Source organism: Paraburkholderia sediminicola (assembly GCF_046026675.1).
GTDB lineage: Bacteria > Pseudomonadota > Gammaproteobacteria > Burkholderiales > Burkholderiaceae > Paraburkholderia > Paraburkholderia sediminicola_F.
Genome location: NZ_JAQQEY010000002.1, coordinates 3,318,637 through 3,340,322, shown reverse-complemented (window position 1 = coordinate 3,340,322; position 21,686 = coordinate 3,318,637). Strand labels below are relative to the sequence as shown.

Annotated in this window: 20 protein-coding genes and 1 pseudogene; 11 read left to right on the top strand and 10 right to left on the bottom strand. The window is 61.0% G+C overall.

What is annotated here, in order from left to right; translation table 11 throughout:
• Positions 1-124: 124 nt before the first annotated feature.
• The 6 genes from PQQ86_RS34665 to PQQ86_RS34640 all read left to right on the top strand — a co-directional run bounded on the left by PQQ86_RS34665 (position 125) and on the right by PQQ86_RS34640 (position 7,733).
• Positions 125-1,264 (top strand): ABC transporter ATP-binding protein, encoded by a 1,140-nt coding sequence (locus PQQ86_RS34665; RefSeq protein ID WP_408277590.1) that lies wholly within the window; start codon positions 125-127, stop codon positions 1,262-1,264.
• An 86-nt stretch (positions 1,265-1,350) separates the two neighbouring features.
• On the top strand, positions 1,351-2,604 hold the full coding sequence (locus tag PQQ86_RS34660) for an ABC transporter substrate-binding protein (protein ID WP_408277587.1): 1,254 nt from the start codon (positions 1,351-1,353) through the stop codon (positions 2,602-2,604).
• Between the two features lie 65 nt (positions 2,605-2,669).
• Positions 2,670-3,575 (top strand): carbohydrate ABC transporter permease, encoded by a 906-nt coding sequence (locus PQQ86_RS34655; protein ID WP_408277585.1) that lies wholly within the window; start codon positions 2,670-2,672, stop codon positions 3,573-3,575.
• Between the two features lie 19 nt (positions 3,576-3,594).
• A complete protein-coding gene (locus tag PQQ86_RS34650) occupies positions 3,595-4,446 on the top strand; it encodes a carbohydrate ABC transporter permease (protein ID WP_408277582.1) in 852 nt (283 codons plus the stop codon).
• Between the two features lie 37 nt (positions 4,447-4,483).
• Positions 4,484-6,448 (top strand): beta-galactosidase, encoded by a 1,965-nt coding sequence (locus PQQ86_RS34645; protein ID WP_408277579.1) that lies wholly within the window; start codon positions 4,484-4,486, stop codon positions 6,446-6,448.
• 124 nt (positions 6,449-6,572) lie between these two features.
• The gene (locus tag PQQ86_RS34640) at positions 6,573-7,733 is read left to right on the top strand and encodes a glycoside hydrolase family 53 protein (RefSeq protein WP_408277577.1); all 1,161 of its coding nucleotides are present in this window, start codon (positions 6,573-6,575) and stop codon (positions 7,731-7,733) included.
• 38 nt (positions 7,734-7,771) lie between these two features.
• On the opposite strand, the gene PQQ86_RS34635 is transcribed toward PQQ86_RS34640, so the two are convergent.
• From PQQ86_RS34635 to PQQ86_RS34610, 6 genes and pseudogenes are all read right to left on the bottom strand, one after another.
• Complete coding sequence (locus tag PQQ86_RS34635; RefSeq protein ID WP_408277574.1) at positions 7,772-8,101, bottom strand: hypothetical protein; 330 nt, start codon at positions 8,099-8,101, stop codon at positions 7,772-7,774.
• 137 nt (positions 8,102-8,238) lie between these two features.
• Positions 8,239-9,597 (bottom strand): MFS transporter, encoded by a 1,359-nt coding sequence (locus tag PQQ86_RS34630; protein ID WP_408277571.1) that lies wholly within the window; start codon positions 9,595-9,597, stop codon positions 8,239-8,241.
• Positions 9,598-9,674: 77 nt separating this feature from the next.
• Positions 9,675-9,896: pseudogene (locus PQQ86_RS34625) on the bottom strand (porin); the annotation flags it as partial.
• Between the two features lie 265 nt (positions 9,897-10,161).
• Positions 10,162-10,506 carry a cupin domain-containing protein gene (locus PQQ86_RS34620; protein WP_154562467.1) on the bottom strand — a complete coding sequence of 115 codons (345 nt, stop codon included), beginning with the start codon at positions 10,504-10,506 and terminating at the stop codon, positions 10,162-10,164.
• 34 nt (positions 10,507-10,540) lie between these two features.
• A complete protein-coding gene (locus tag PQQ86_RS34615; RefSeq protein ID WP_408277567.1) occupies positions 10,541-11,524 on the bottom strand; it encodes a M14 family metallopeptidase in 984 nt (327 codons plus the stop codon).
• A 45-nt stretch (positions 11,525-11,569) separates the two neighbouring features.
• Positions 11,570-12,652 (bottom strand): tartrate dehydrogenase, encoded by a 1,083-nt coding sequence (locus tag PQQ86_RS34610; RefSeq protein ID WP_408277562.1) that lies wholly within the window; start codon positions 12,650-12,652, stop codon positions 11,570-11,572.
• A gap of 136 nt (positions 12,653-12,788) precedes the next feature.
• Here PQQ86_RS34610 and PQQ86_RS34605 point away from each other — a divergent pair, with 136 nt between their 5' ends.
• On the top strand, positions 12,789-13,730 hold the full coding sequence (locus PQQ86_RS34605) for a LysR substrate-binding domain-containing protein (protein ID WP_408277558.1): 942 nt from the start codon (positions 12,789-12,791) through the stop codon (positions 13,728-13,730).
• Between the two features lie 56 nt (positions 13,731-13,786).
• On the opposite strand, the gene PQQ86_RS34600 is transcribed toward PQQ86_RS34605, so the two are convergent.
• Positions 13,787-14,494, bottom strand: coding sequence for a response regulator (locus PQQ86_RS34600; protein WP_408277556.1), 708 nt, complete (start codon positions 14,492-14,494; stop codon positions 13,787-13,789).
• On the bottom strand, positions 14,491-16,155 hold the full coding sequence (locus PQQ86_RS34595) for an ATP-binding protein (RefSeq protein WP_408277553.1): 1,665 nt from the start codon (positions 16,153-16,155) through the stop codon (positions 14,491-14,493). The genes PQQ86_RS34600 and PQQ86_RS34595 overlap by 4 nt, the downstream gene beginning before the upstream one ends.
• Positions 16,156-16,576: 421 nt before the next feature.
• Here PQQ86_RS34595 and PQQ86_RS34590 point away from each other — a divergent pair, with 421 nt between their 5' ends.
• Both PQQ86_RS34590 and PQQ86_RS34585 read left to right on the top strand, forming a co-directional pair.
• The gene (locus PQQ86_RS34590; protein WP_408279431.1) at positions 16,577-16,774 is read left to right on the top strand and encodes a DUF2866 domain-containing protein; all 198 of its coding nucleotides are present in this window, start codon (positions 16,577-16,579) and stop codon (positions 16,772-16,774) included.
• Positions 16,775-16,882: 108 nt separating this feature from the next.
• Positions 16,883-17,236: a hypothetical protein gene (locus tag PQQ86_RS34585; protein ID WP_408277551.1), complete on the top strand. Its 354-nt coding sequence runs from the start codon at positions 16,883-16,885 to the stop codon at positions 17,234-17,236.
• 89 nt (positions 17,237-17,325) lie between these two features.
• Here PQQ86_RS34585 and PQQ86_RS34580 read toward each other — a convergent pair whose 3' ends face one another.
• Both PQQ86_RS34580 and bamA read right to left on the bottom strand, forming a co-directional pair.
• Entirely contained in the window at positions 17,326-18,024 is a 699-nt protein-coding gene (locus PQQ86_RS34580) for a winged helix-turn-helix domain-containing protein (RefSeq protein WP_408277548.1), read from the bottom strand.
• Positions 18,025-18,394: 370 nt separating this feature from the next.
• Positions 18,395-20,704, bottom strand: a complete 2,310-nt coding sequence (gene bamA, locus PQQ86_RS34575; RefSeq protein ID WP_408277545.1) for an outer membrane protein assembly factor BamA — start codon at positions 20,702-20,704, stop codon at positions 18,395-18,397.
• 335 nt (positions 20,705-21,039) lie between these two features.
• Between bamA and PQQ86_RS34570 the strand changes: the two genes are divergently transcribed.
• On the top strand, positions 21,040-21,219 hold the full coding sequence (locus PQQ86_RS34570) for a hypothetical protein (RefSeq protein ID WP_408277542.1): 180 nt from the start codon (positions 21,040-21,042) through the stop codon (positions 21,217-21,219).
• On the top strand, positions 21,212-21,613 hold the full coding sequence (locus tag PQQ86_RS34565) for a hypothetical protein (RefSeq protein ID WP_408277540.1): 402 nt from the start codon (positions 21,212-21,214) through the stop codon (positions 21,611-21,613). Before PQQ86_RS34570 ends, PQQ86_RS34565 begins: the two co-directional genes overlap by 8 nt.
• Positions 21,614-21,686 lie beyond the last annotated feature (73 nt).

The following is a 21,686-nucleotide window of genomic DNA, read 5'->3' as shown; positions in this document are numbered from 1 at the left end:
GCGGAGACACCCACCATGACTTTTTCTCTCGAGATCGAATTTAAGCGATTAAATGCCTGCTGCACAAGAGCCGGCCGTTTATTTTTTACAAAAATTTAAGCGGTTAAATCCAGGAGGCAGCAGCATGGCTACGATTCGTCTTACGAACGTGCAGAAGTCGTACGGTGACCATCCGCCGGTGATCCGGCGCGTGAATCTCGAGATCGCGCAGCACGAGTTCTGCGTGTTTCTCGGACCCTCGGGTTGCGGCAAGTCGACCCTGCTGAGAATGATCGCCGGTCTCGAAGACCTGAGCGAAGGCGAGTTGCACATCGGCGGCCGCCTCATGAATGATGTGCCCGCCGCCGGGCGCGGCGTGGCGATGGTGTTCCAGAGCTACGCACTGTTTCCGCACATGACCGTGTTCGACAACATGGCGTTCGGCCTGAAACTCGCGAAGCAACCCAAAGACGTGATCGACCGGAAGGTGCGCGAAGCCGCGCGCATTCTGCAACTGAACGCCTTCCTCGACCGCTATCCGAAAGCGCTTTCGGGCGGGCAGCGGCAGCGTGTTGCAATCGGCCGGGCGATCGTGCGCGAACCCGGCGTGTTCCTGTTCGACGAACCGCTGTCGAATCTCGACGCCGCATTGCGCGGCCAGACGCGTGTCGAAATCGCCCGCCTGCACCAGCGCTTCGCGAATGCGAGCGTGGTCTATGTGACCCACGATCAGGTCGAGGCGATGACGCTTGCAGACAGAATCGTGTTGCTGCACGCGGGAGCGGATGCCGAGCGCTTCGGCAGCATCGCGCAGAGCGGCGCGCCGCTCGAGTTGTATCACCATCCGAAGTCGCGCTTTGTGGCGGGCTTCATTGGTTCGCCGAGAATGAATTTCATCGATGCCGTGGTCGATTCGATCGAAGCGGGCAAGGTGGCCGTCACGCTGACGGAAAGCGGCGAACGGCTGGTCGCTCACGTGGACGGCCAACGTCTTCAGCGCGGCCAGCCCGTCACGCTCGGCGTGCGCCCGGAACATCTGCGTCTGTCCGGTGACGAGCAGTTCATTCAGTGCGTCACGGTGCTATCGGAACGGCTCGGCGAGCACAGCTATATTCACGCGGATCATGAGGCCGGCACGCTCATCGCCAAGGCCGCGGGCGATACGCCGATCGGGTCGGGCGAGCGCATCTGCATTCACGTTCCGCCTGCCGCATGTCATCTGTTCGATGCGGACGGTGTTGCACTTCGGCGCAGCACGTTCGAGCCCGAGCGGGTTGCCGCTTGATCAGAAAACCCTATTCCGCCAAAGAGCGGGTACATCGTCTGGCAGCGAGCCGCTGTCAGCCAACAAGGTAGTCAAGGAGACATAAGATGATTTCTCTTCGCCTTCGTCGTCTGGCATACGCGTCGATTGCGGCCGCTCTGGTTGCAGGCACACTCTGCGCCACCGCGGCCGACGCGGCCACGCTGACCGTCAACGTATCGGCGCGCGGCAACCAGCGCTCGACGTGGCAGGACGCGTTCGACAAGTTCAAGAAAGCCAATCCCGACGTCGACCTCAAGGTGACCTACATCACCGAGGAAGCGTACAAGGTGCAGATGGGCGGCTGGCTCGCCACCGATCCGCCGGATGTGGTGTCGTGGCACGACGGCGAGCGCATGGCGTATTACGCACAACGCGGCTTGCTCGAAGACCTGTCGTCCGACTGGAGCAAGAACGGCTGGTCGCAGCAATATGCGTCGGTGAAGGAAGCTTCGACGTACAAGGGCAAGCAGTACGCCGCGCCGCTCGGCTACGACGCCTACGGCTTCTTCTATCGCAAGGATCTGTTCGAGAAGGCCGGCATCAAGGGCGAGCCGAAAACTTGGGATGAATTTCTCGACGCCTGCAAGAAGCTGAAGGCCAGCGGCGTTGCACCGATCGCCGTTGCAGCACGTGATAGCTGGACGCTTGCCGCGTGGTTCGACTATCTCGACCTGCGCATCAACGGCAACGCATTCCATCAGCAGTTGATGGCCGGCGAAATTCCCTACACCGATGCACGCGTTAAAAAGGTCTACGCCGCGTGGAAAACGCTGATCGACGATCACTACTTCATCGACAACGCGCTCTCCTACGACCTCGATTCGATCGCGCCGTTTCTCGTGAGCGGCAAGGCCTCGATGATGCTGATGGGCACGTTCTTCTCGGCGAGCATCCCGGCCTCAGTCCGGCCGCAGACCGGTTTCTTCCGTTTCCCGGTAATCGACGCGAACGTGCCCATGGCCGAAGACGGTCCGGTCAATGTGTTGCTGGTTCCGGCGAAAGCGAAGAACAAGGCCGATGCCCGCAAACTGCTGGCCTTCATGGAACAGCCGCAGATCAACGCCGATCTCGCGAAGGGTTGGGGGCAGTTGCCGTCGAACAGCCAATCGGCCGAACCCGAAGACGAGATTTCGAAGGTCGGCTTCCAGACCCTTGCTAGCACGAAGGGCGGCATCGCGCAGTTCTACGATCGCGACATGCAGAAGGAAATGGCCGACGAAGGCATGAAGGCGATGCAGCAGTTCTACAGCGATCCGTCGCAACTCGACGCCGTGCTCGTCCGCCTCGAAGCGACCCGCAAGCGCATCTACAAGAAGTAAGCCCCGGAGCGCCAGCAGGGCAGCAAGCGCTGGCGCTCGCCTTAGATCTCCGACGAGGCCCGATCATGTCTCATTCCGCAGCGCGCCGCCTACCCGCGGCGCGGCACCGGCACGTCTCCACGACGCGCCGTCATCAGCACCGCGCGGCGCTTTTCTTCCTGCTGCCGGGCTGTATGTTGTTTTGCCTGTGCGTGGTCTACCCGATCATCAGCAGTATTTCGCTCAGCTTTTACAACTGGGACGGCATGACGCCGAAGACGTTCGCGGGCTTCGATAACTACATCGAACTGTTTCATGCGGACACGTTTTATACGGCGCTCAAGAACAACCTGATCTGGCTCGCACTATTCCTGTTGGCGCCGCCGCTCGGGCTGCTGTTCGCGTTGTATCTGAACCAGCATATCCGTGGCATGCGGGTCGTGAAGTCGCTGTTTTTCGCGCCATTCGTGCTATCGGGCGTGGTGGTCGGGCTTGTGTTCAGCTGGTTTTACGATCCGGGTTTCGGCTTGCTGCGTCTGATCGTCGGTCACGGCATTCCGGTGCTCGGCGATCCGCACACGGTCACCTTCGGCATCATCTTCGCCGCGCTGTGGCCGCAAACGCCGTTCTGCATGGTGCTGTACCTCACCGGGCTGACAGGCATCAATTCCGAAGTGGTCGAGGCGGCGCGCATGGAGGGAGCAAAAGGCGTGCGTCTGCTATGGCACGTGATTCTTCCGCAACTGCGGCCCGCCACATTCATGGCAGTCGTGCTGACTGTGATCGGCGCGCTGCGGAGCTTCGACCTGATTGCGGTGATGAGCGGCGGCGGTCCTTTCGATAGCTCGACCGTGCTCGCCTATTACATGTACGACCAGGCGATCAAGTACTACCGCGAAGGCTATTCCGCGGCGATTGCCGTCGTGCTGTTCGCCATCATGCTCGTCTACATCGTGTTCCATTTGCGCCGCATGCTGCGCGAAGAACACTGATTTCCAGGAGTCACGCGTCATGTATCCGCTTCCCGTCGAACGCTGGAAACCGCTCAACCGCACGTTGTACAAAGCGTCGTTGCCGCTCGCGCTGCTGATCTGGCTGCTGCCGATGCTGGCCGTGCTCGTCACGTCGATCCGCTCTTCGGATGAGTTATCGCAAGGCGACTACTGGGGCTGGCCCAAGCATTTTGCGTTAATCGAAAACTACGGCACGGCGCTCACGCAAACGCCGATGTTGCATTACTTCGCCAACAGCGTGCTGATTACGGTGCCCTCGGTGATCGGCGCGATCGTGCTGGCTTCGATGGCGGGTTTTGCTTTGGCAACCTACCGGTTCCAGGGTAATACCGCTGTGCTGTTCGCCTTTGTCGCCGGCAACTTCGTACCTATCCAGATTTTGATGATCCCGGTACGCGACATGGCGCTGAAAGTGGGCCTCTTCAATAGCGTGTGGGCGCTGGTGATTTTTCATGTGTCGTTTCAGACCGGTTTCTGCACGCTGTTTCTGCGTAACTTCATCAAGCAGTTGCCGTTCGAGATGATCGAGGCGGCGCGCGTGGAAGGGGCGAACGAATGGACGATCTACTGGCGCATCGTGCTGCCGCTGATCCGGCCTGCGCTTGCCGCGCTGGGCATTCTCGTTTTCACGTTTGTCTGGAATGACTACTTCTGGGCGCTGTGCCTCACGCAAGGCGATGAGGCTGCACCGATCACGGTGGGCGTCGCCGCGCTTAAAGGCCAATGGACGACGGCGTGGAATCTGGTTGCCGCCGGCTCGGTACTCGCCGCCTTGCCCTCGGTGCTGATGTTCTTCCTGATGCAGAAGCATTTCGTCGCTGGCCTGACCTTTGGCGCAAGCAAGGGCTGATCGCCCGTTCGCCGTCATTTAACAAAGAGACTTTCTCATGCAACTTGGTGTTTGCTACTACCCCGAACAATGGCCGCGTTCGATGTGGGCCGACGATGCAAAACGTATGGCCGAGCTCGGCATCACGCATGTGCGGATCGCCGAATTCGCATGGAGCCGGATGGAACCGCGCGCCGGCGAATTCACCTGGGCGTGGCTCGATGAAGCCGTCGAGACGCTGGCGGCCGCGGGGCTGAAACTCGTGCTGGGCACACCGACCGCGTCGCCGCCGAAGTGGCTGATCGACGCACACCCGGACGTATTGCCGGTGCGTGCGGACGGCGTGCGCTGGAATTTCGGCTCGCGTCGCCACTACGATATTTCCAGCGAAACCTATCGGCGTGAGTGCGTACGCATTGTGACCGCGATGGTGGAGCGCTATGGGCGGCATCCGTCTATCGTCGCGTGGCAAACCGATAACGAACTCGGCTGCCACGAGACCGTGCCGAGCTATTCGGGCGCGGCACTGGCGCGCTTTCAGACGTGGTTGCAGCATCGCTACGAGCGCGTCGAGGCGCTGAACGATGCATGGGGCAATGTGTTCTGGAGCATGGAGTATCCGTCGTTCGATACGATCGGCCTGCCGAACCGCACGCCCACCGACGCTAATCCGATCCATCTGCTCGACTTTCGCCGCTTCATGTCGGATGAGGTAGCCAGCTTTCATCGCGAGCAGATCGACGTGCTGCGTCAGCATGCGCCCGAGGCGGATCTGCTGCACAACTTCATGGGTTTCTTCACGACCTTCGATCATTACCGTTTCGCGGAAGACAACGCGCTCGACGTGGCGGCGTGGGACAGCTATCCGATCGCGCGCACGGAATCGATCGCACTGACTGAAGAGCAGAAGGCGCGCTACGCACGCACCGCGCATCCGGACGTCTCCGCGTTCGATCACGACCGCTACCGGGCGATCGGCGCGGGCCGTTTCTGGGTGATGGAGCAACAGGCCGGGCCGGTGAACTGGGCGCCGTGGAATCCGGTGCCCGCGAAGGGCATGGTCAGGCTGTGGGCCTATGAAGCGTTCGCGCATGGCGCGGAACTCGTGTCGTATTTCCGCTGGCGTCAGTGTCCGTATGCGCAGGAGCAGATGCATTCGGGTCTCAACTTGCCGAACAACGAACTGTCGCCCGGTGGCCTCGAAGTGCGGCAGGCGGCGCGTGAAATTGCCTCGTCCGCAGCGCTGTCCGGACTCGGTGCACCGGCGCGCGCGGCCACCGCGATCGTGTTCGACTACGAGACGCAGTGGATGTTCGAGATTCAGCGGCACGGCAAAACCTTCGACTATCAGACGCTGGCGTTCGACTACTATGAGGCGCTGCGTGAACTCGGCCTCGACGTCGATATCGTGTCGAGCAAGGCCGATCTTTCGCCGTACCGGTTGGTGGTGGTGCCGAGTATTGCCGTGATCGACGACACGCTCGTCGACCAGATCGAGCGGAGTTCGGCGCAATGGATATTCGGCCCGAGGAGCGGCTCGAAGACCACGACCTTTGCCATTCCTTCGAGCTTGCCGCCCGGCGCGTTGCAACGCGTTCTACCGATGCAGGTGCTCGAAGTCGAAACGCTGCGCCCGACGCTTACGCCAGCGCTTTCGATCGGAGACGCGCAGGGCGTTGCGCTGCATTGGCGTGAGCACGTTCGCGCCAATGGCGAGACGACCGTCGACGCGCAATTCGACGACACGTGGCCGGCGATCCTTACCCACGGAAGGGTTCGTTATGTGGCGGGTTGGTTGTCGCACGCGTTGCATCGCGAGATTTTGCGGCGGGCTGCGAACGACGCCGGCATCGAGACACAACACCTGGCTGACGGTTTGCGCATTCGCCGACGCGGCGAGCTGACCTTCGCGTTCAACTTCGGCCCGGAGCAAGTGCAAGCGCCTGCGCCGGGCAATGCGACGTTTGTGCTGGGACATTCACAGTTGAAAACCGGCGATGTCTGCGCGTGGAGGAACGCGTAGGCCCTCGCGTCAGAGCGTTTTAGCAAGGTAGAAGAAGGCGTTACTGGAGGCAAAAATTCAAGCGCTTCAACCCGGAACAGGCGGCCTCTAAAAGAACCGCCATTCAATCGATGGAGGATGACAGATGAACAGAAGAGAAATGCTCGGATGGCTCGCATCTGCTGGGGCTGCCGCTGGTGTTGGCGCAACGGTCGGCGTGCCCGCCGTTGCCGGCGAACTTGGCTTGTTCGGTCATGGCCGCGGGTTTGCAAAGGGTGCGGACGTGTCGACGCTGTTGGAACTCGAGGCCAATGACGCGAAGTTTTACGAGCACGGTGTGCCGCTCGACTGTCTCTTCATTCTGAAGAGTCATGGTGTCGACTCGATCCGCATCAAGGTGTGGAACGATCCTGGCAATCCGAACTTTTTTCCGGCCGACCAAAGTCCCGCCGCCGGTTACAACAATGCCGAACATGTACGCGTTCTGGCCCGCCGCGCCGCTGCGCTCGGCATGCGCATATTGATCGATTTCCATTACAGCGACTGGTGGGCCGATCCGGGCAAGCAGTATCCGCCGCACGACTGGGCCGGCAAGGATATCGAGCAAACCTGCGCGTTGCTGTCCGAGTACACGTCGAAGGTCCTCACGATGCTCAAGCGCGATGGCGTGCATCCGGAGTGGGTTCAGGTCGGCAATGAAATCACGGGCGGCATGCTGTGGCCGCTCGGCAAATACGACCAGTGGGACAACCTCGCGCAACTGCTGAAGGCCGGGCACGACGCGGTGAAATCCGTCGATGAACGAATCAAGGTCATGCTGCACCTCGATAGCGGCGGCAACAATGCAACGAGCCGCTGGTGGTTCGACAGCGCGGTACAACGCGGCGTCACGTTCGATGTGATCGGCTTGTCCTACTACCCGCAGTGGCAAGGCTCGCTAAGCGACTTGCAGAACAACGCGAACGATATGGCGACGCGCTACGGCAAGGACGTGATGGTCGTCGAGGCCGCGTATCCGTGGACCACCAGCGACGGCGATTCGGAACCCAACTCGATGACTAATACCGGCTCCACGACCTTCCCGCAGACACCGGCCGGCCAGGCGCAATTTATCGGTGCGGTGACGGATATCGTGAAGGCGATACCCGGTGGCCACGGCAAGGGCGTGTTCTGGTGGGAACCGGAATGGATTCCGACGCCAAATGTCGGATGGAAGGTCGGCGCGGGAGATCAGTGGGACAACAACACGTTGTTCGATTTTCACGGCAACGCGTTGACGTCACTGGATGCGTTCCGCAAGCACTAGCCGTTAGTGTGGCGAAATAGCCGTGCGGATAGCAGGCACTACTGCGCGGGTGCCTGCGATTTCTGCTGGTTTGCACAGTCCGAGGTGAACGCCATGCTGGCCTGATCGGGCGTCATGTGAGGGGCGTTCGGGCTGTAGATCTTTTCGACGATGGCGGAGACTGCTTTCCGGTCGGATTCACCTTTGTAGTACTTGGCCGCTTGATCAAGCGCCTGCGCTTTCGTCTTCTTGTGCGCACGCCACGAGGCCACCTGGCCGGCAATATCGCCGATCGCAAAACATTGATCGCTGACTGTTTGTGCAACGGCTTCAACGGCCGGCTGCGCGAGGCACAGTGCGAGCACGGCCGATACAACTACGCGTTTCATTACGTGAATCCTGTCGTTAGATGGACGACGGTGCAAAGGCAGTGGTATTGACCATTGCCATGGCCGCCCGAATCAATAACGGCGTAGTTTATCGGGAAGTGACTGACGGTGCCTTTTTGCTCGCACCTCCCGCTTTTTCAATGCCCGAACGACTCCGCTTTCGCGCCAGTCTCTGCCGCCACATGCGGCCGTGCCGCCTGTTTGATCAGCAACGCCACGCATGAAATCAGACCCGCCACCGCAACCATCGCGAAGATGCCGCCAAAGGTGAAGTGGCGGCGCGTCAGCTCTGCCACGAGGAATGATCCCGCGATCCCACCGAAGCGGCCGATCCCCAGCATCCACGCCACGCCCGTGCCGCGACCCTGCGTCGGGTAGAACGCGGCGGCGAGCGCCGGCATCGACGACTGTGCGGTATTCATCAGCACGCCCGCGACGAATACGATAAACACCAGCGCGCCCACGTTGCCAACCGCCTGGCCGATGAAATACACGCTCACCGCGGTCAGCGCATAGCAGGCCGCAATGATGCGGTTTGCGTTGAAACGGTCCATCAGCACGCCGCACAGCACGGCGCCCACGCCACCGAGCGGGAACAGCGCGGAAATCAGCGTCGCGCGTTGCGGCGTGAGTCCGGCGTCCTTCAGCAGAATCGGCATCCAGTTGATCGACGCGTAGAAGATCACGAGGCCCATGAAATAGGCAATCCACAGCATCACCGAACCGACGATGTACGAACGTGAGAGCACCACGCCCATGCCCTTGCCGCCGGTTTGCGGCGCGGTTTCGGTCATGACGAAGCTGTCGGCCTGTGCGGCGTCGCTCGAAATGCGCGCCAGCGCTGCGCGGATCCGTTCGACCGGCTTGTTGTTGGCCACCATGTAGCGGACCGATTCCGGCATCTTCAGCACCAGCACGATCAGCAGCAACAGCGGCGTGATACCGCCAAGCATCAGCACGCTGCGCCAGCCGAAGTGCGGAATCATCCACGCAGCGAGAAAACCGCCGAAGGCCGCGCCCAGCGGAAAGCCGCAGAACATCAGATTGATCACGGTCGCGCGGCGGCGATCGGGGCAGTACTCGCCCATCATCGTCACGGCGTTCGGCATGGCCGCGCCGAGGCCGACGCCGGTGACGAAGCGCAATATCGTCAGGTGTTCGATGCTGTTCGAGAACGCCGAAGCGAAGCAGGTCACGCCGAACAGCAGCACCGAGCCGAGCAGCATCGAGCGTCGCCCGAGCCGGTCGGACAGCGGCCCTGAGACGAGCGCGCCGCAGGCGAGGCCGAACAGCGCCGCGCTCAATACCGGCGCGAGGGCCGGCCGGGTGATGCCCCATTCGGCGATCAGCGACGGTGCAATGAAGCCGATCGCGGCTGTGTCAAAACCGTCCAGCAGGACGATGATGAAACACATGGAAAAGATGAGCCACTGGAACGGCGAGAAGGGGTGGTCGTTGATAAACGTTTGAACGTTCACAGCGTTGCTGCGGCTCATGGTGGTCTCCTGACTGCAGAATACGTAAAGGCCCGCCGTAACGAGCCTTCCTTTCTTTTACGATCGTACGCCGGTTGGAAGCGGTGCACGATGCCTATGCCGGCGGCAAACTGGCTGCGCGATGATGGCGACGGCGCGCTCTGGAAGCCGTCGCCGAGCGTTGCGCCGGCCGTGATGATGAGGCTCGAACCAGCCGTGCCGGGCGCGTTGCCGTTGGTGCGCTGGAACGCCTGTAGCGCATACAGATCGATGCGCTTCGACAATGCATAGTACTCGGACAGGTTGACCTGCCTTGATCTGCGAGAAGATGCAGGTGCCCGGCGCGCCGATAATTTTGCCTGTTTTGTTCGTATAAAGAACGTCGATTCTCTATAAGAACAGGCCGAACTGTAAGTAGTTTGACAATGAGGGGCAACGCGGGATTACCCGACTATGGTGCCGATGCCCATCGAATGAGGCTGCGCGACAGGACAGTGGGAGTGACTGGAGATGCCGCGGCGCAGAGTGCGCCAGGAGCGGAGCAGGCGTGGGGGCGAGCGCCCAGGACGGCGCCCGGGGTCGTGCTTAGAAGATCACATAAACCTTTCGCATGGTTTCCTCGACTTCCCAAAGACCTTCGGTATTGGCTTCAAAAAAGAGCGTGTCGCCGCTTTCGAAATGGATGGTCTCTTCGTTATCGGGCGTGAAGCGGCCGCGCCCCGCGAGGAAGTGCATCACCTCGGCCTGCTTGACCGAGCGGCGGTACGTACCCGCCGTGCATTCGAAAATCCCGGTGTCGATGGCTTCGCTGCCCTTGATCACGCGCTGCACGCCGGACACCTGAATCGGCGTCGTGCCTGGGAGCCCCGCCGTGCCCCAGTCCTCCAGATTCTGCAGATTCACGCTTTGCTTGATGCTTTGAACCTTCATTTTCACGTTACCTTTTGAATGTGCATGAGCCGAGTCACCGGCCGTTCGTGTTCGTCACGGTTTGTTCGATCTTGCCCAGCCGCACGACGGTGACCCCGGGCCGCAACTGCCGCAGCGACGGCATCACGAGCATGCAGTTGTCGTAAGGCGTGACCACCGCTTCGCCGTTCGACCAGCCGATGACCGTGCCGGCATCCGGAAAGATCTCCAGGCCGGTGTAGGGCGCCGCGAAACGAAAATCCATGCTGGTCGCGACCACCGGCTGCGTGACGCGGACGATATGCTGGGTGGGCGGCAGCGGCGCCAGCCAGCCGTCCGGCAGATCGGCTTCATCGATCACGCCTGCCAGCAGCAGGAAGCGTGCGGTCGTGTCGCGAGCCACGGCGACCGCGCTTCGTTCCCAGTGTTGTCCGCATTCGATCAGCAACGCGTGTTTCGCGCTATCCACCGTGCCGAAGCCTTCGTAATCGCGCATGCGGCGGCCTTCGGGATGGCCCTCATCACAGATCACCGTGGCGGGCGTGCCGAGACGCACCGCAAGGTCGATGCCTTTCTGCAGCGGTCCCGCCACGATCAGCGGTTTGCATTTCTCGTGCATCGAATGCAGATCGAGCAGCGCATCGACTGTGTCGATCACCGGGCGCATCTCGCGTGCGCGGGCCAATTCGCTCGACGTGCGCGACGTATCGTCGAGCACCGCGGCGGTCCATACGCGATTGAAGTCCTGGTCGACGAAGCGGGCGGCGTCGGGCTTGGCCGGGTCAAAGCGCCGATACGCAGCAACGTTCGCAAAGGCAAGCGTGAGGCGCCCGCGACGCGGCCTCAACGCACGCTGCAGCAGTTCGTCGACGACGATCGCCCCGCACACTTCGTTGCCGTGTGTGAGCGCGTTGATCATCACGTGCGGTCCCGGCACGCCGGAGTCGAACGTATGAACGTAGGCGATGCCGGACGACGATTGCTCGTGAACCGAAATATCGGGGAATTCGACTTCGATGGGGTAGGCTTCCATGTTCATTCGAACGTGTCCTCGCAGAGGGTTGGAATCGACAGATCGACAGGCTCAGGCGAGTTTAGCCGCGATGGCCTGGCCGACTTCGGTGGTGTTCGCCTTGCCGCCGAGGTCGCCCGTATGCGGGCCTTCGATCAGCGTCGCTTCGATCGCCGCGAGAATCGCGTCATGCGCCTCGCGTTCCTTGCCTTCGTGATTGCCGAGGAAGTCGAGCATCATCGCAGCGGACCAGATCATCGCGATCGGATTGGCAATGTTCTTGCCGGCGATGTCAGGCGCCGAACCGTGCACAGGTTCGAACAGCGACGGAAACTTGCGGGCCGGGTTCAGATTGCCCGACGGTGCGAGGCCGATCGTGCCCGTGCAGGCAGGACCGAGATCGGAGAGGATGTCGCCGAACAGATTGGTGGCGACCACCACGTCGAAGCGATCCGGGTTCAGCACGAAGCGCGCGCAGAGAATGTCGATGTGCTGCTTGTCCCACGTCACATCCGGATACTGCGCCGCGACGCCGGCCGCGCATTTGTCCCACCACGGCATGCTGATCGCGATACCGTTGCTCTTCGTCGCCACGGTGATCTTCTTGCGCTCGCGCCGTTGTGCGAGGTCGAACGCGAACTTCAGCACGCGTTCGCTGCCGTGCCGCGTGAACACGGATTCCTGCAGCACGAACTCACGCTCGGTGCCTTCGAACATCACGCCGCCCACCGACGAATATTCGCCCTCGGTGTTCTCGCGCACGATCCAGAAATCGATGTCGCCCGCCTTGCGGCCTGCGAGCGGCGACGGCACACCGGCGAAGAGGCGGGCAGGGCGCAGGTTGATGTACTGGTCGAATTCGCGCCGGAACTTCAGGAGCGACCCCCACAGCGAGATATGGTCGGGCACCGTGTCGGGCCAGCCGACCGCGCCGAACAGAATCGCGTCGGCGGATTGCAGTTGGGTTTTCCAGTCGTCCGGCATCATCTTGCCGTGCTTGGCGTAGTACTCGCAGCTCGCCCATTCGATGTGCTGATACTCCAGTTCGATGCCGAAGCGTTTTTTCACCGTCTCGAGCACGCGAATGGCTTCCGGCATCACTTCGACGCCGATGCCGTCGCCGGGTATGACTGCAATCCGATAGGTCTTCGACATGTACCTGCTCCTCCGTTGGGTATTTCGATGGTTCGATAGCGGCTATTTTATTCCTGCTGTTTGAGCTTAAAATAGTCGCTTTAGTTAAGCCACTGTGCACGAATCGTGTACAAATCCATCTGCGACCGAGCGACCTATGAACGCCGTCCCATCACCCGATCTAGGCGATTTGCGCGTGTTTTGCGAAGTGGCGCGCAAATCGAGTTTCAGCGCGGCGGCGGAGGCGCTGTCGGTGTCCGCGGCGTACGTCAGCAAACGCATCAATGTGCTCGAGACTACGCTCGGTACGCGTTTATTGCACCGTTCCACGCGGCGCGTCGCGATTACGGAAGCCGGTGAACGCGTCTACACCTGGGCCGAAAAGATTCTCGACGACGTTGACCAACTGGTGGAAGACGTCTCCACCACGCGCCGCATCCCCGGCGGCAAGTTGCGCATCTCCAGCAGCTTCGGCTTTGGCCGCCGTTTCGTCGCGCCCGCGCTGGCCCGGTTCTCCGACCGGTATCCGCAACTGAGCGTGCGGCTCGATCTGTTCGACCGCCTCGTCGACGTGGGCGGCGAAGGCTTCGACCTCGATATCCGCATCGGCGACGAAATCGCGCCCCATCTGATTGCCAAACGGCTCGCGTCGAATCACCGGGTACTGTGCGCGTCGCCGGAGTACCTCGCGCGGCACGGCGCGCCGCGACAACTCGCGGACCTCTCGTCGCACGCGTGTCTCGCGATCAAGGAGCGCGACCATCCATTCGGCCTGTGGCGTTTGACGGTGCGCGGCGAGGCGGCGTCGATCAAGGTCACGGGACCGCTGTCGACCAATCACGGTGAAGTGGCCGTGCAATGGGCGTTGGCCGGACGCGGAATCGTGCTGCGCTCGATGTGGGATGTGCGGCCCTTGCTCGACAACGGCCAGTTGCAGCAGGTGTTGCCGGATGTCACGCAACCCGCGAACCTGTGGGCGGTGTATCCGGCGCGGCTCGCTCAGTCGGCGAAAGTGCGGGTATGCGTCGATTTTCTCAGTGACGAGTTCGCGCAATGGAGTCCTCCGCCTGATACAACGGCGGCGGAAAAGGCGAGCTGAATTCGAAAACGGCCAGAGTCAGATGAAGACGATATAGAGACGTCTGATCTTATGGATCAGATTTCCAGCCGGTAACCTACGCCGTACACGGACGCGATAGGTTCGCTGTCCGGCCGTGCGCCCTGCAGCTTGCGGCGCAGGTTCTTGATATGGCTGTCGATGGTGCGGTCGGTGACCACCCGGTGATCCGCGTAGAGATGGCTCAGCAGGTAGTCGCGGGAAAAAATGCGTCCCGGCGATTTCATCAGCAGCGCGAGGAGCCGCAATTCAAGCGGTGTGAGCTTGAGTTCCTTACCGTCGAGTAAGGCAAGATGAAACTGTTCGTCGACCTGGAGGCCCTGTGAACCCTGTTGCCCGTGTGGCAGTCCGTCCGCAGCCGCCGCGGCAGGCGTTGCACGGCGCAGAATCGCCTTGACGCGCGCCACCACTTCGCGCGGGCTGAACGGTTTGCAGACGTAGTCGTCGGCACCGATCTCGAGGCCCAATAGACGGTCGATTTCGTCGATGCGCGCGGTCAGGATAATGACGGGCAATGCCGAAAACTGCCGTAGCTCGCGGCAGATGTCCATGCCGCTGCGCCCGGGCAGCATGAGGTCGAGCAGCATCAGCGCCGGCGGCGTTGAGCGAATGAAGGGCATCACTTGATGGCCGTCGTCGAGGATCGTGGTGACGAAGCCCTCGAGCTGCAAATAGGCTTCGAGCACGGCGGCGAGCTTGGGTTCGTCCTCGACGATCAGGATGTGCGAAGGGCGCCCTTCGGTCATGTTGTCATGTCTCCTTCCGATGGAAAGCGGGCAGTGATCCAGACGCCGCCCAAAGGAGAGGCCTTGGCGCCGATCGTGCCGCCATGCGCCGTCACAATAGCGTGGCACAGCGAGAGACCCAACCCCGCACCGCCGTTCTGACGGCTGCGCGATTCGTCCACGCGATAGAAGCGGTCGAACAGGTGCGCGAGCGCGGCCTCGGGCACACCGGGCAGCGAGTCCTGCACGTCGAGTTGCCAACCACCGGCGCTTTGCGAAAGCGACACGCGCACGTGGCCGTCCGGATCGGTATAACGCAACGAATTCTGCAACAGGTTTTTCAGTAGTTGGACGAAGCGCGCGGGATCGACCGCGAAAGTCGTGTCCGCAATGTCCGGCATACAGGTCAGGTCGAGCTCGATTCGTTTCGCCTTGAACGACTCCCGCATGGCCTCGATCGAGGCCCGCGCCAGTTGCCCGACATGGGTCGGCGTCTTGCGATAGCTGAGTGCGCCGACATCGCTCAGAGAAAGCTCGTAGAGATCTTCGATGAGCTTATTGAGCATGTTCACTTCGGTTTGCAGCGAAGTGAGCGAATCGCGGTTGAACACATGCACGCCGTCTTCGATGGCTTCCAGCTCGCCGCGGAGCACGGCGAGCGGCGTGCGCAGCTCGTGTGAGATGTCCGCAATGAAATTGCGCCGGGAGCGCTCGGTTTTTTGCAGCGAATCGGCCAATACGTTGAAGTCGCCCGCAAGCCGGCCGAGCTCGTCGCGTCTGCCGGCCGGCACCCGGGCCGTGTAGTCTCCGCCGGCCAGGCGGTGGGTCGCATTCATCAAGCGCTTGACCGGCGCGAGCACGATGCGCGCAAGGACCAGCGCGACTAGCGCCGCGAGCACGATAGCCACGCCCGCGATCTCCCAGGTCGCGCGCTTCTGCTGTGCCTGGAAGGCGATGTCGGCGGCGTCCGAAAGGGTGTCGGGCCCGTTCACGGCCAGCCAGCCCACCACCTTGCCGGCGTAGACGACGGGTCGCATCGTGCTGCCGGGTGGGGGCGGCTGGCCGGTGCTCGCCACGAGTTCATGGCGGGCGTCGTAGAGTGTGACGGGCGGCCCCTCGGGCGGCGTGTCACGGGTCATGCTGTCGTGCGATGGGGGCGAGACGGGAGACGATGCCAAAGGGGCTGAAGGAGGCGGCCGGTCATAGCGACCGTCGCCGCCCACGACACCGCTTGCCGACACACGGTCACGCTCCATTGCGATGTCCGGACCGGACGGTGGCGCCGGTGGCAGCCGCATGCCCCAGTGCGGCCCTTCAGACGGGCCGGAGAGCGGCCCAAGCAGTTGCTGCACGCTGCCGCTCCCGGGAAAGGTTCTCCAGCCCGGCAGCTTGCCCAGCTGCGCCGTGGCGAGTTCCTCGCGCAGGGCGTCGTGTGCGGCGCCGTCCAGCAGCGCGAGCCATGCGTCGGGATGCTCCCGCAGGAAATTCCAGTTGCCGTGAGCGGAGTATTCGCTCGTTACCTTCGCCATGACGGCTTTGATGCGCCCGGCGTTGCGTTCCCGAACATAGTGCAGAAAGCCGTTTTCGAAGCTCACGCGCAAGGCGTAGCCCATCGTCAGGGAAATCGCCAGACAGGCGATTAAAACGGCGAGAAACATTTTCCAGGTAATGCCAAAGCGCATCTTCGTTCGCTGCTGCCGCGCGCGCGAGAGAAAGGTTCCTAAAGGGCGGCTTGGACGAATTTGGATAGTTTCACTTTGCATGGCTGAATTCTAGATGAATGCCACGTCAATCCACACTTGCCGACGAATCTCCACAACTTCTCCATCCTTTCTTCGTTGTCTCTGCGTGTTGTCTGGATATGATGGTATGGCACTTTTACGATGGCCTGACAAAGAGGCCATGTCCGGTGAACAGATCCGTCAGTGGAGCAATCTCATGCAAGTCTCCTCACCTGTGAATCGCGCCGAGTCGCGCGGTTTCCGGCCCGGCCAAAAGACAGCCGCCGCTGCCGCAACCCGCGGCGCGGCTGACAACGGCGTTAGCGCACCACTCGCCACCGACGTCGTGAAGATACGCGGCTGCCGCGTGTCCGCACCGCTCATGCAGCCGTGGGGCGAGTGCTGCCGGATCGTCGAATGGATCAACCGCAACGGTGAGTACTCTTGCGTTGCCGTGCCAGGCGCCGCGACCGCGGCCGAGATTCGGGAGCGTGTGCGAATGCATCGCAACGGTCAGCGCCACACTCTGGCGGACGACCCCTCTACGCCTGCGGGCCGCGGGCGTCTGCGGCGCGGTTGAGTGCTGCAGAATCTCGTTGCCGCATGTAGGTCAGTCCAGCAGAAAGAGATTGTAATCGAGCCAAAAAAACTTCGGTGTCCTATGGCTGTCTGACTTTCAAGATCAACTTTGAACACTTCCCTTATGCGCCTCCTCATCGTCGTCCTGATCGTGGCATCGATCTGCTGCCCTCCGATCCGCCATGGTTTGCGCCAGGAGAGCATTAATGCTTTCGCACTTGGGAATCACAGCGTGTCTGCCGGCGTTGCCGATGATCTGAGCAGCTGCGCGCCGCGGGCACACTATGCCTCGGGGTTCAGGCCAATCGTGCCGGCAGATTTCCATTACGGGTTCGGTGGCCTGCTGGCGGCGACCAGTGACCTTTATTCCGACTATGTCGACTATATCGACATCATTGACGTGATCGACGCCGCGATGACGCTGCCTATCATGCAGCTAGCGTTAGAAGAAGGTCAAAAATAGCGCGGTATGGCGGCAAGCACGCAACGTGTCGAGCGATGCCGTTCGCTTTCGCCTACCTCATACAAGGCTTGCTATTCGAGCTATTCGAGCTACTCGAGCGCAGGTACGAACATATAGCCTCGTCCGCGCAAGGTCTGAATGAACCTGGGATTGGCCGGGTCTGCCTCTATCACGCCGCGCAAGCGGCAGACTGCAACATCCAGACTGGCCTTCTGGCTCTCCGCTCTTCCTAGCTGGCTGTTGACCATCGAACGCGTCAAGATTCGCATCGGATTGCTTGCGAACAGCTTGAGCAACGCAAACTGGCCGGAACGCAGCGAGATTTCGCAACCGTCCTTGAGCAGACGCCGCGTAGCAAAGTCTATCTGGTAACTGCCGAACAACACCTTCTCACGAATTTCCGGCGCGTCGCAAAGCGATCGGTTGCAGCGTTGCACAGCGCGCTTGATTCTGGCGGTCAATTCGTATGGATCGATTGGGTCGACGATATAGTCGTCCGCACCCAATTCGAAGGCGACGATTTTGTCGACGATCTCATCAGAGGTGCTTTGTACGAAGATGGGCATGTCGTAGCCCGCCAGCCGCAGTTGCCGGAGGGCCTCTCGCGCCTCGCTCATCGGCGATTCGGCGCGCAACAGAATCGCTGACGGACACTCCAGTTCCACCCGGCTGACAAGCTGAGCCGCGCTATACAGCACGGAGAGTGCGATCTGGTTCTTGTGAAGATGAAAGCGCAACTGATCCCGAATGGATTGATCGGGTTCGACTACAAGAAGGCTGATCGTCATAAATCTGCGTTACCTCCCAACCGGAATCGACGGTTGCAGCCCGTGCGATGTTCACGTTCAGCCAATTCAACCATCTGCTGCTTTGGAGCGACCTATCGAACTCAGAAAGCGGACCGGACAGGGTTGCGCTGATGATGAGCGAATGATAGATATCAACGTTGGAGCAACGATGGTGAAATTGAGGAGACTTTGTGAAGTTGGAGCCGGAGGACGCAGAAGGGGTGCTTTGAGCGGGCGCGGAACCGGTTCATACCGGTTGGGCGTCTGGGCGCGGCTGAAAGCGGGAGGGAATGATGCAGGTGATGCTCGCGGTCTTCATACGATGACCGCGGGCGTTAATGACCAAAACGACGTGAGCATAACGATCTGATCAGAACGATGTGCCGATCTGAAACTGGAATACCTGGTACTTGTCGGTGGCGTGTTTGAACAGCGGGAAGCCAACCGACAGCTTGAGTGGGCCAATCGGCGAAATCCACTCAAGACCGGCGCCGTAGCTGTACCGCAATCCGTTGGCGCCCGTGCTGTTGCCTTCGTCGCCCCAGACGTTGCCCGCATCCATGAAGGTGAAGACGCGTAGCGTCCGGTCCCAGCCGGTCCCCGGCAATGGGAACGTCATCTCGACATTGGCCACGACCATACGCGAGCCGCCGATCGGGTCGCCAGTCGTCTTATCGGTCGGACCGAGCGAACCCGCTTCGTAGCCGCGTACCGAGCCGATACCCCCCGCGTAGTAATTCTTGAAGATCGGATAGGCCTTTCCGCCAAAGCCGTTGCCGTAGCCGCCTTGAAGATTCAAGCCGAGAATGAAACCGCGTGAGAATGAATAGTAATACTGCGCCTGAACGTCCGCCTTGTAGTACTCGGTGCCGCCAGCCGGGGTGCCAACTTCGCCATTGCTTTGCAGGAAATAGCCCCGGCTAGGTACCAATGCGCTGTCGCGATTGTCCCGGGCCCAGCCGATCGTGAGCGGCACGTTGTTCACCACATGGCCGAATTCGGCTACGTAGTCCAGATAGCTCTGAGGTGTCAAGGAATCCGTCGTCAGCCGGTTCTGTTCGAGACCGACGCCGAAATAAACGGTGTCGGCTTCGGAAAACGGAATGCCGAATTTCAGGTCGGCACCGACAGTGAGGATCCGGAAACTCGTATCGGTGTAGTTATAGAGCGGATAGCTCGTGCGGTAGTAGACGTCGGTGATCCGCTTGATGCCGTCGACCGTGAAGTACGGATCGACCTGCGTGACCGTCAAGGTACGGTACGTCTTGGCGGTATTCACGTTCACCGAGAGACTCGTACCCGATCCGAACACGTTGTCCTGCGACACGCCCGCGGAGAGCACCACCTTGTCCGTCGACGAGTAGCCCGCGCCCAATGTAATCGCGCCAGTCGGTTTTTCGCTCACCTTGACGTCCACATCGACCTGGTCCGGCGAGCCTTCCACCGGCACCGTGGTGACGTCGACATCGGTGAAGTAGCCGAGGCGGTTGACCCGGTCTTTCGACAGCGCTAGGCGGTTCGAATCGAACCACGAGCTTTCAAGCTGACGCATTTCGCGGCGCACCACCTCATCACGCGTGCGGGTGTTGCCGACTACATTGATGTGACGTACGTACACGCGGCGGCTCGGGTCAACTTGCAGCGTCAGGTCGACCTTATGGTGTTCCTGATCGATCTTCGGCTGCGCGTTGACAGTGGCAAACGCGTAACCGTATTCGCCGAGTTTGTCGACGATCGCCTTGGTGGTCGCCTGCAGTTTTTCAGCGGAGAAACGCTCGCCTGGTTTGATATTGAGCAGCTTGGTCAGCTCGGCTTCGCGATCGAGCAGATTGCCTGCGAGCTTGATCGACGAAACCGTGTACGGCTCGCCCTCGTGCAGCGTGACCGTGAGGTACATCTCCTTCTTGTCCGGCGTAAGCGATACCTGGGTCGACTCAATGTTGAACTCCAGATAGCCGCGGTTCAGGTAGTACGAGCGAATGTGCTCCAGGTCACCGGTTAGCTTGTCTTTCGCGTACAGGTCGTTCTTCGAGTACCACGAGAACCAGTTCGGCGTGGACATCTGCATTTCGTCGCGTAAGGTGTCCGTGCTGAAAACGCTATTGCCGATAAAGTTGATCTGTCGGATCTTCGCGCTCGGGCCTTCGGCGACAGAGAACAGTATCGCGACCCGGTTGCGGTCGATCGGTGTGATCGTGGTGGTGACTTCGGCGGCATAGTAGCCACGCGTCAGGTACTGGCGTTTCAGTTCCTGCTCGGCTTTGTCGACTAGCGCCTTGTCGTAGTAGCGGCCTTGCGAAAGCCCGACCGCACCGAGTGCCTTGGTCAGATTTTCCTTGTCGAACTCGTGAATGCCGGCGAAATCGATCGTGCCGACTGCGGGGCGCTCCTGAACGTGAACGATGACGACACTGCCTTCGGTCGAGATCTTGACGTCATTGAAGAAGCCCGTGGCGTACAGCGCGCGAATCGATTCCGAAGCCTTATCGTCGTCAAACGTGGCGCCCTGCTTGATGGGCAGGTAGGCAAACACGGTGCCGGGTTCGACGCGCCTCAAGCCCTCGATCCGGATGTCCTGCACCACGAACGGCTGTGCTGCGTGGGCTGCCCCGCTTGTCAGCGCGACGCCGACGAGCGAGAGTGCGCCGGCGATACGGCTCGTTAAAACTTGAAGATTCATCTTGGGTTTTCAGTCCTGATGCAGCGCGCGGAGCGCGGACGGGAGCGCTCGAAGGCAAGCGACGCATTCGAAACGACGTTCCATGACACTGGAAAGCGCGAAGTATAGGGACGCGTTTTCTGCCGATCGTTACTGAAAACTTTCCAACCATTCAGGCCGCCAAGGTGCGCAGCGTGCGCCCGCGCAGGCTGACGCCGATTGGAGCCCGAGCTTCGAAATAATGCGTTACAGACTCAAAAGAAGCGTAGTCCGCGCGTAACCTGGCGGCGACTTTGCACTGCTATCGTCAAATTGTCGATTCCGCTACCTGCGTAACGCGATCTGGAGAAGTGGTCATGATTGAATTTCTTTCACCGGCGGTTCTTGCGGCTGTCTTGCGCGTCAGCTCCTCACCAATCTTTTCGCTCCATCTGGCGATGGCGTCGATGCGCACGCTTCGCGCCGTGCCCGGCAACACCGTGAGTGGGGCGGCGGGCCGCTACGAGGTTACTGGGGAGGGCACACGTCATGTCTGACCCGTCGACTTTCGTCCTGAATTCGATCACCGATATGCAGTTGACGGCGGACGGCCAATATCTGCTGATTCACGGCAATCAACCCACGGCGGCGCTGCACCGTTCGGTGCTCAACGATCTGCTGGTGGCACTGCCGAACGCCATAGAGCACGCTGACCGCGTGATCCATAACAATCAGGAGATGAGTTTCGCGCTGCACTGCCAGGGTTGGGAAGTCGGCCGGCTGAACGGCATGGAAATGGTGGTGATCCGGTTCCGTCTTTCCGGCAGCGCGGGGCTGTCGTTTTCGTTGCCTGCGGAGCAGATTCCCTATCTGCTTCAGGCGCTGGGCGGCGCTGCGAGCGGGGCAGGCGCAGCAGCGGAGCCCCGCTCCAGGGACGTCACACTTCAATAGCGCCGTACGCATTTGCCGCTGCTCATCCTGACGCAAGTCAGGGCTTCCGTTCGCCTTGATGCGTCTGCCATCC

Bases quoted from the DNA above. Each gene is read 5' to 3' on its own strand.
- PQQ86_RS34665 (WP_408277590.1), top strand. From the start codon at position 125: ATGGCTACGATTCGTCTTACGAACGTGCAGAAGTCGTACGGTGACCAT.
- PQQ86_RS34660 (WP_408277587.1), top strand. From the start codon at position 1,351: ATGATTTCTCTTCGCCTTCGTCGTCTGGCATACGCGTCGATTGCGGCC.
- PQQ86_RS34655 (WP_408277585.1), top strand. From the start codon at position 2,670: ATGTCTCATTCCGCAGCGCGCCGCCTACCCGCGGCGCGGCACCGGCAC.
- PQQ86_RS34650 (WP_408277582.1), top strand. From the start codon at position 3,595: ATGTATCCGCTTCCCGTCGAACGCTGGAAACCGCTCAACCGCACGTTG.
- PQQ86_RS34645 (WP_408277579.1), top strand. From the start codon at position 4,484: ATGCAACTTGGTGTTTGCTACTACCCCGAACAATGGCCGCGTTCGATG.
- PQQ86_RS34640 (WP_408277577.1), top strand. From the start codon at position 6,573: ATGAACAGAAGAGAAATGCTCGGATGGCTCGCATCTGCTGGGGCTGCC.
- PQQ86_RS34635 (WP_408277574.1), bottom strand. From the start codon at position 8,101: ATGAAACGCGTAGTTGTATCGGCCGTGCTCGCACTGTGCCTCGCGCAG.
- PQQ86_RS34630 (WP_408277571.1), bottom strand. From the start codon at position 9,597: ATGAGCCGCAGCAACGCTGTGAACGTTCAAACGTTTATCAACGACCAC.
- PQQ86_RS34620 (WP_154562467.1), bottom strand. From the start codon at position 10,506: ATGAAGGTTCAAAGCATCAAGCAAAGCGTGAATCTGCAGAATCTGGAG.
- PQQ86_RS34615 (WP_408277567.1), bottom strand. From the start codon at position 11,524: ATGAACATGGAAGCCTACCCCATCGAAGTCGAATTCCCCGATATTTCG.
- PQQ86_RS34610 (WP_408277562.1), bottom strand. From the start codon at position 12,652: ATGTCGAAGACCTATCGGATTGCAGTCATACCCGGCGACGGCATCGGC.
- PQQ86_RS34605 (WP_408277558.1), top strand. From the start codon at position 12,789: ATGAACGCCGTCCCATCACCCGATCTAGGCGATTTGCGCGTGTTTTGC.
- PQQ86_RS34600 (WP_408277556.1), bottom strand. From the start codon at position 14,494: ATGACCGAAGGGCGCCCTTCGCACATCCTGATCGTCGAGGACGAACCC.
- PQQ86_RS34595 (WP_408277553.1), bottom strand. From the start codon at position 16,155: ATGCGCTTTGGCATTACCTGGAAAATGTTTCTCGCCGTTTTAATCGCC.
- PQQ86_RS34590 (WP_408279431.1), top strand. From the start codon at position 16,577: ATGCAGCCGTGGGGCGAGTGCTGCCGGATCGTCGAATGGATCAACCGC.
- PQQ86_RS34580 (WP_408277548.1), bottom strand. From the start codon at position 18,024: ATGACGATCAGCCTTCTTGTAGTCGAACCCGATCAATCCATTCGGGAT.
- bamA (WP_408277545.1), bottom strand. From the start codon at position 20,704: ATGAATCTTCAAGTTTTAACGAGCCGTATCGCCGGCGCACTCTCGCTC.
- PQQ86_RS34570 (WP_408277542.1), top strand. From the start codon at position 21,040: ATGATTGAATTTCTTTCACCGGCGGTTCTTGCGGCTGTCTTGCGCGTC.
- PQQ86_RS34565 (WP_408277540.1), top strand. From the start codon at position 21,212: ATGTCTGACCCGTCGACTTTCGTCCTGAATTCGATCACCGATATGCAG.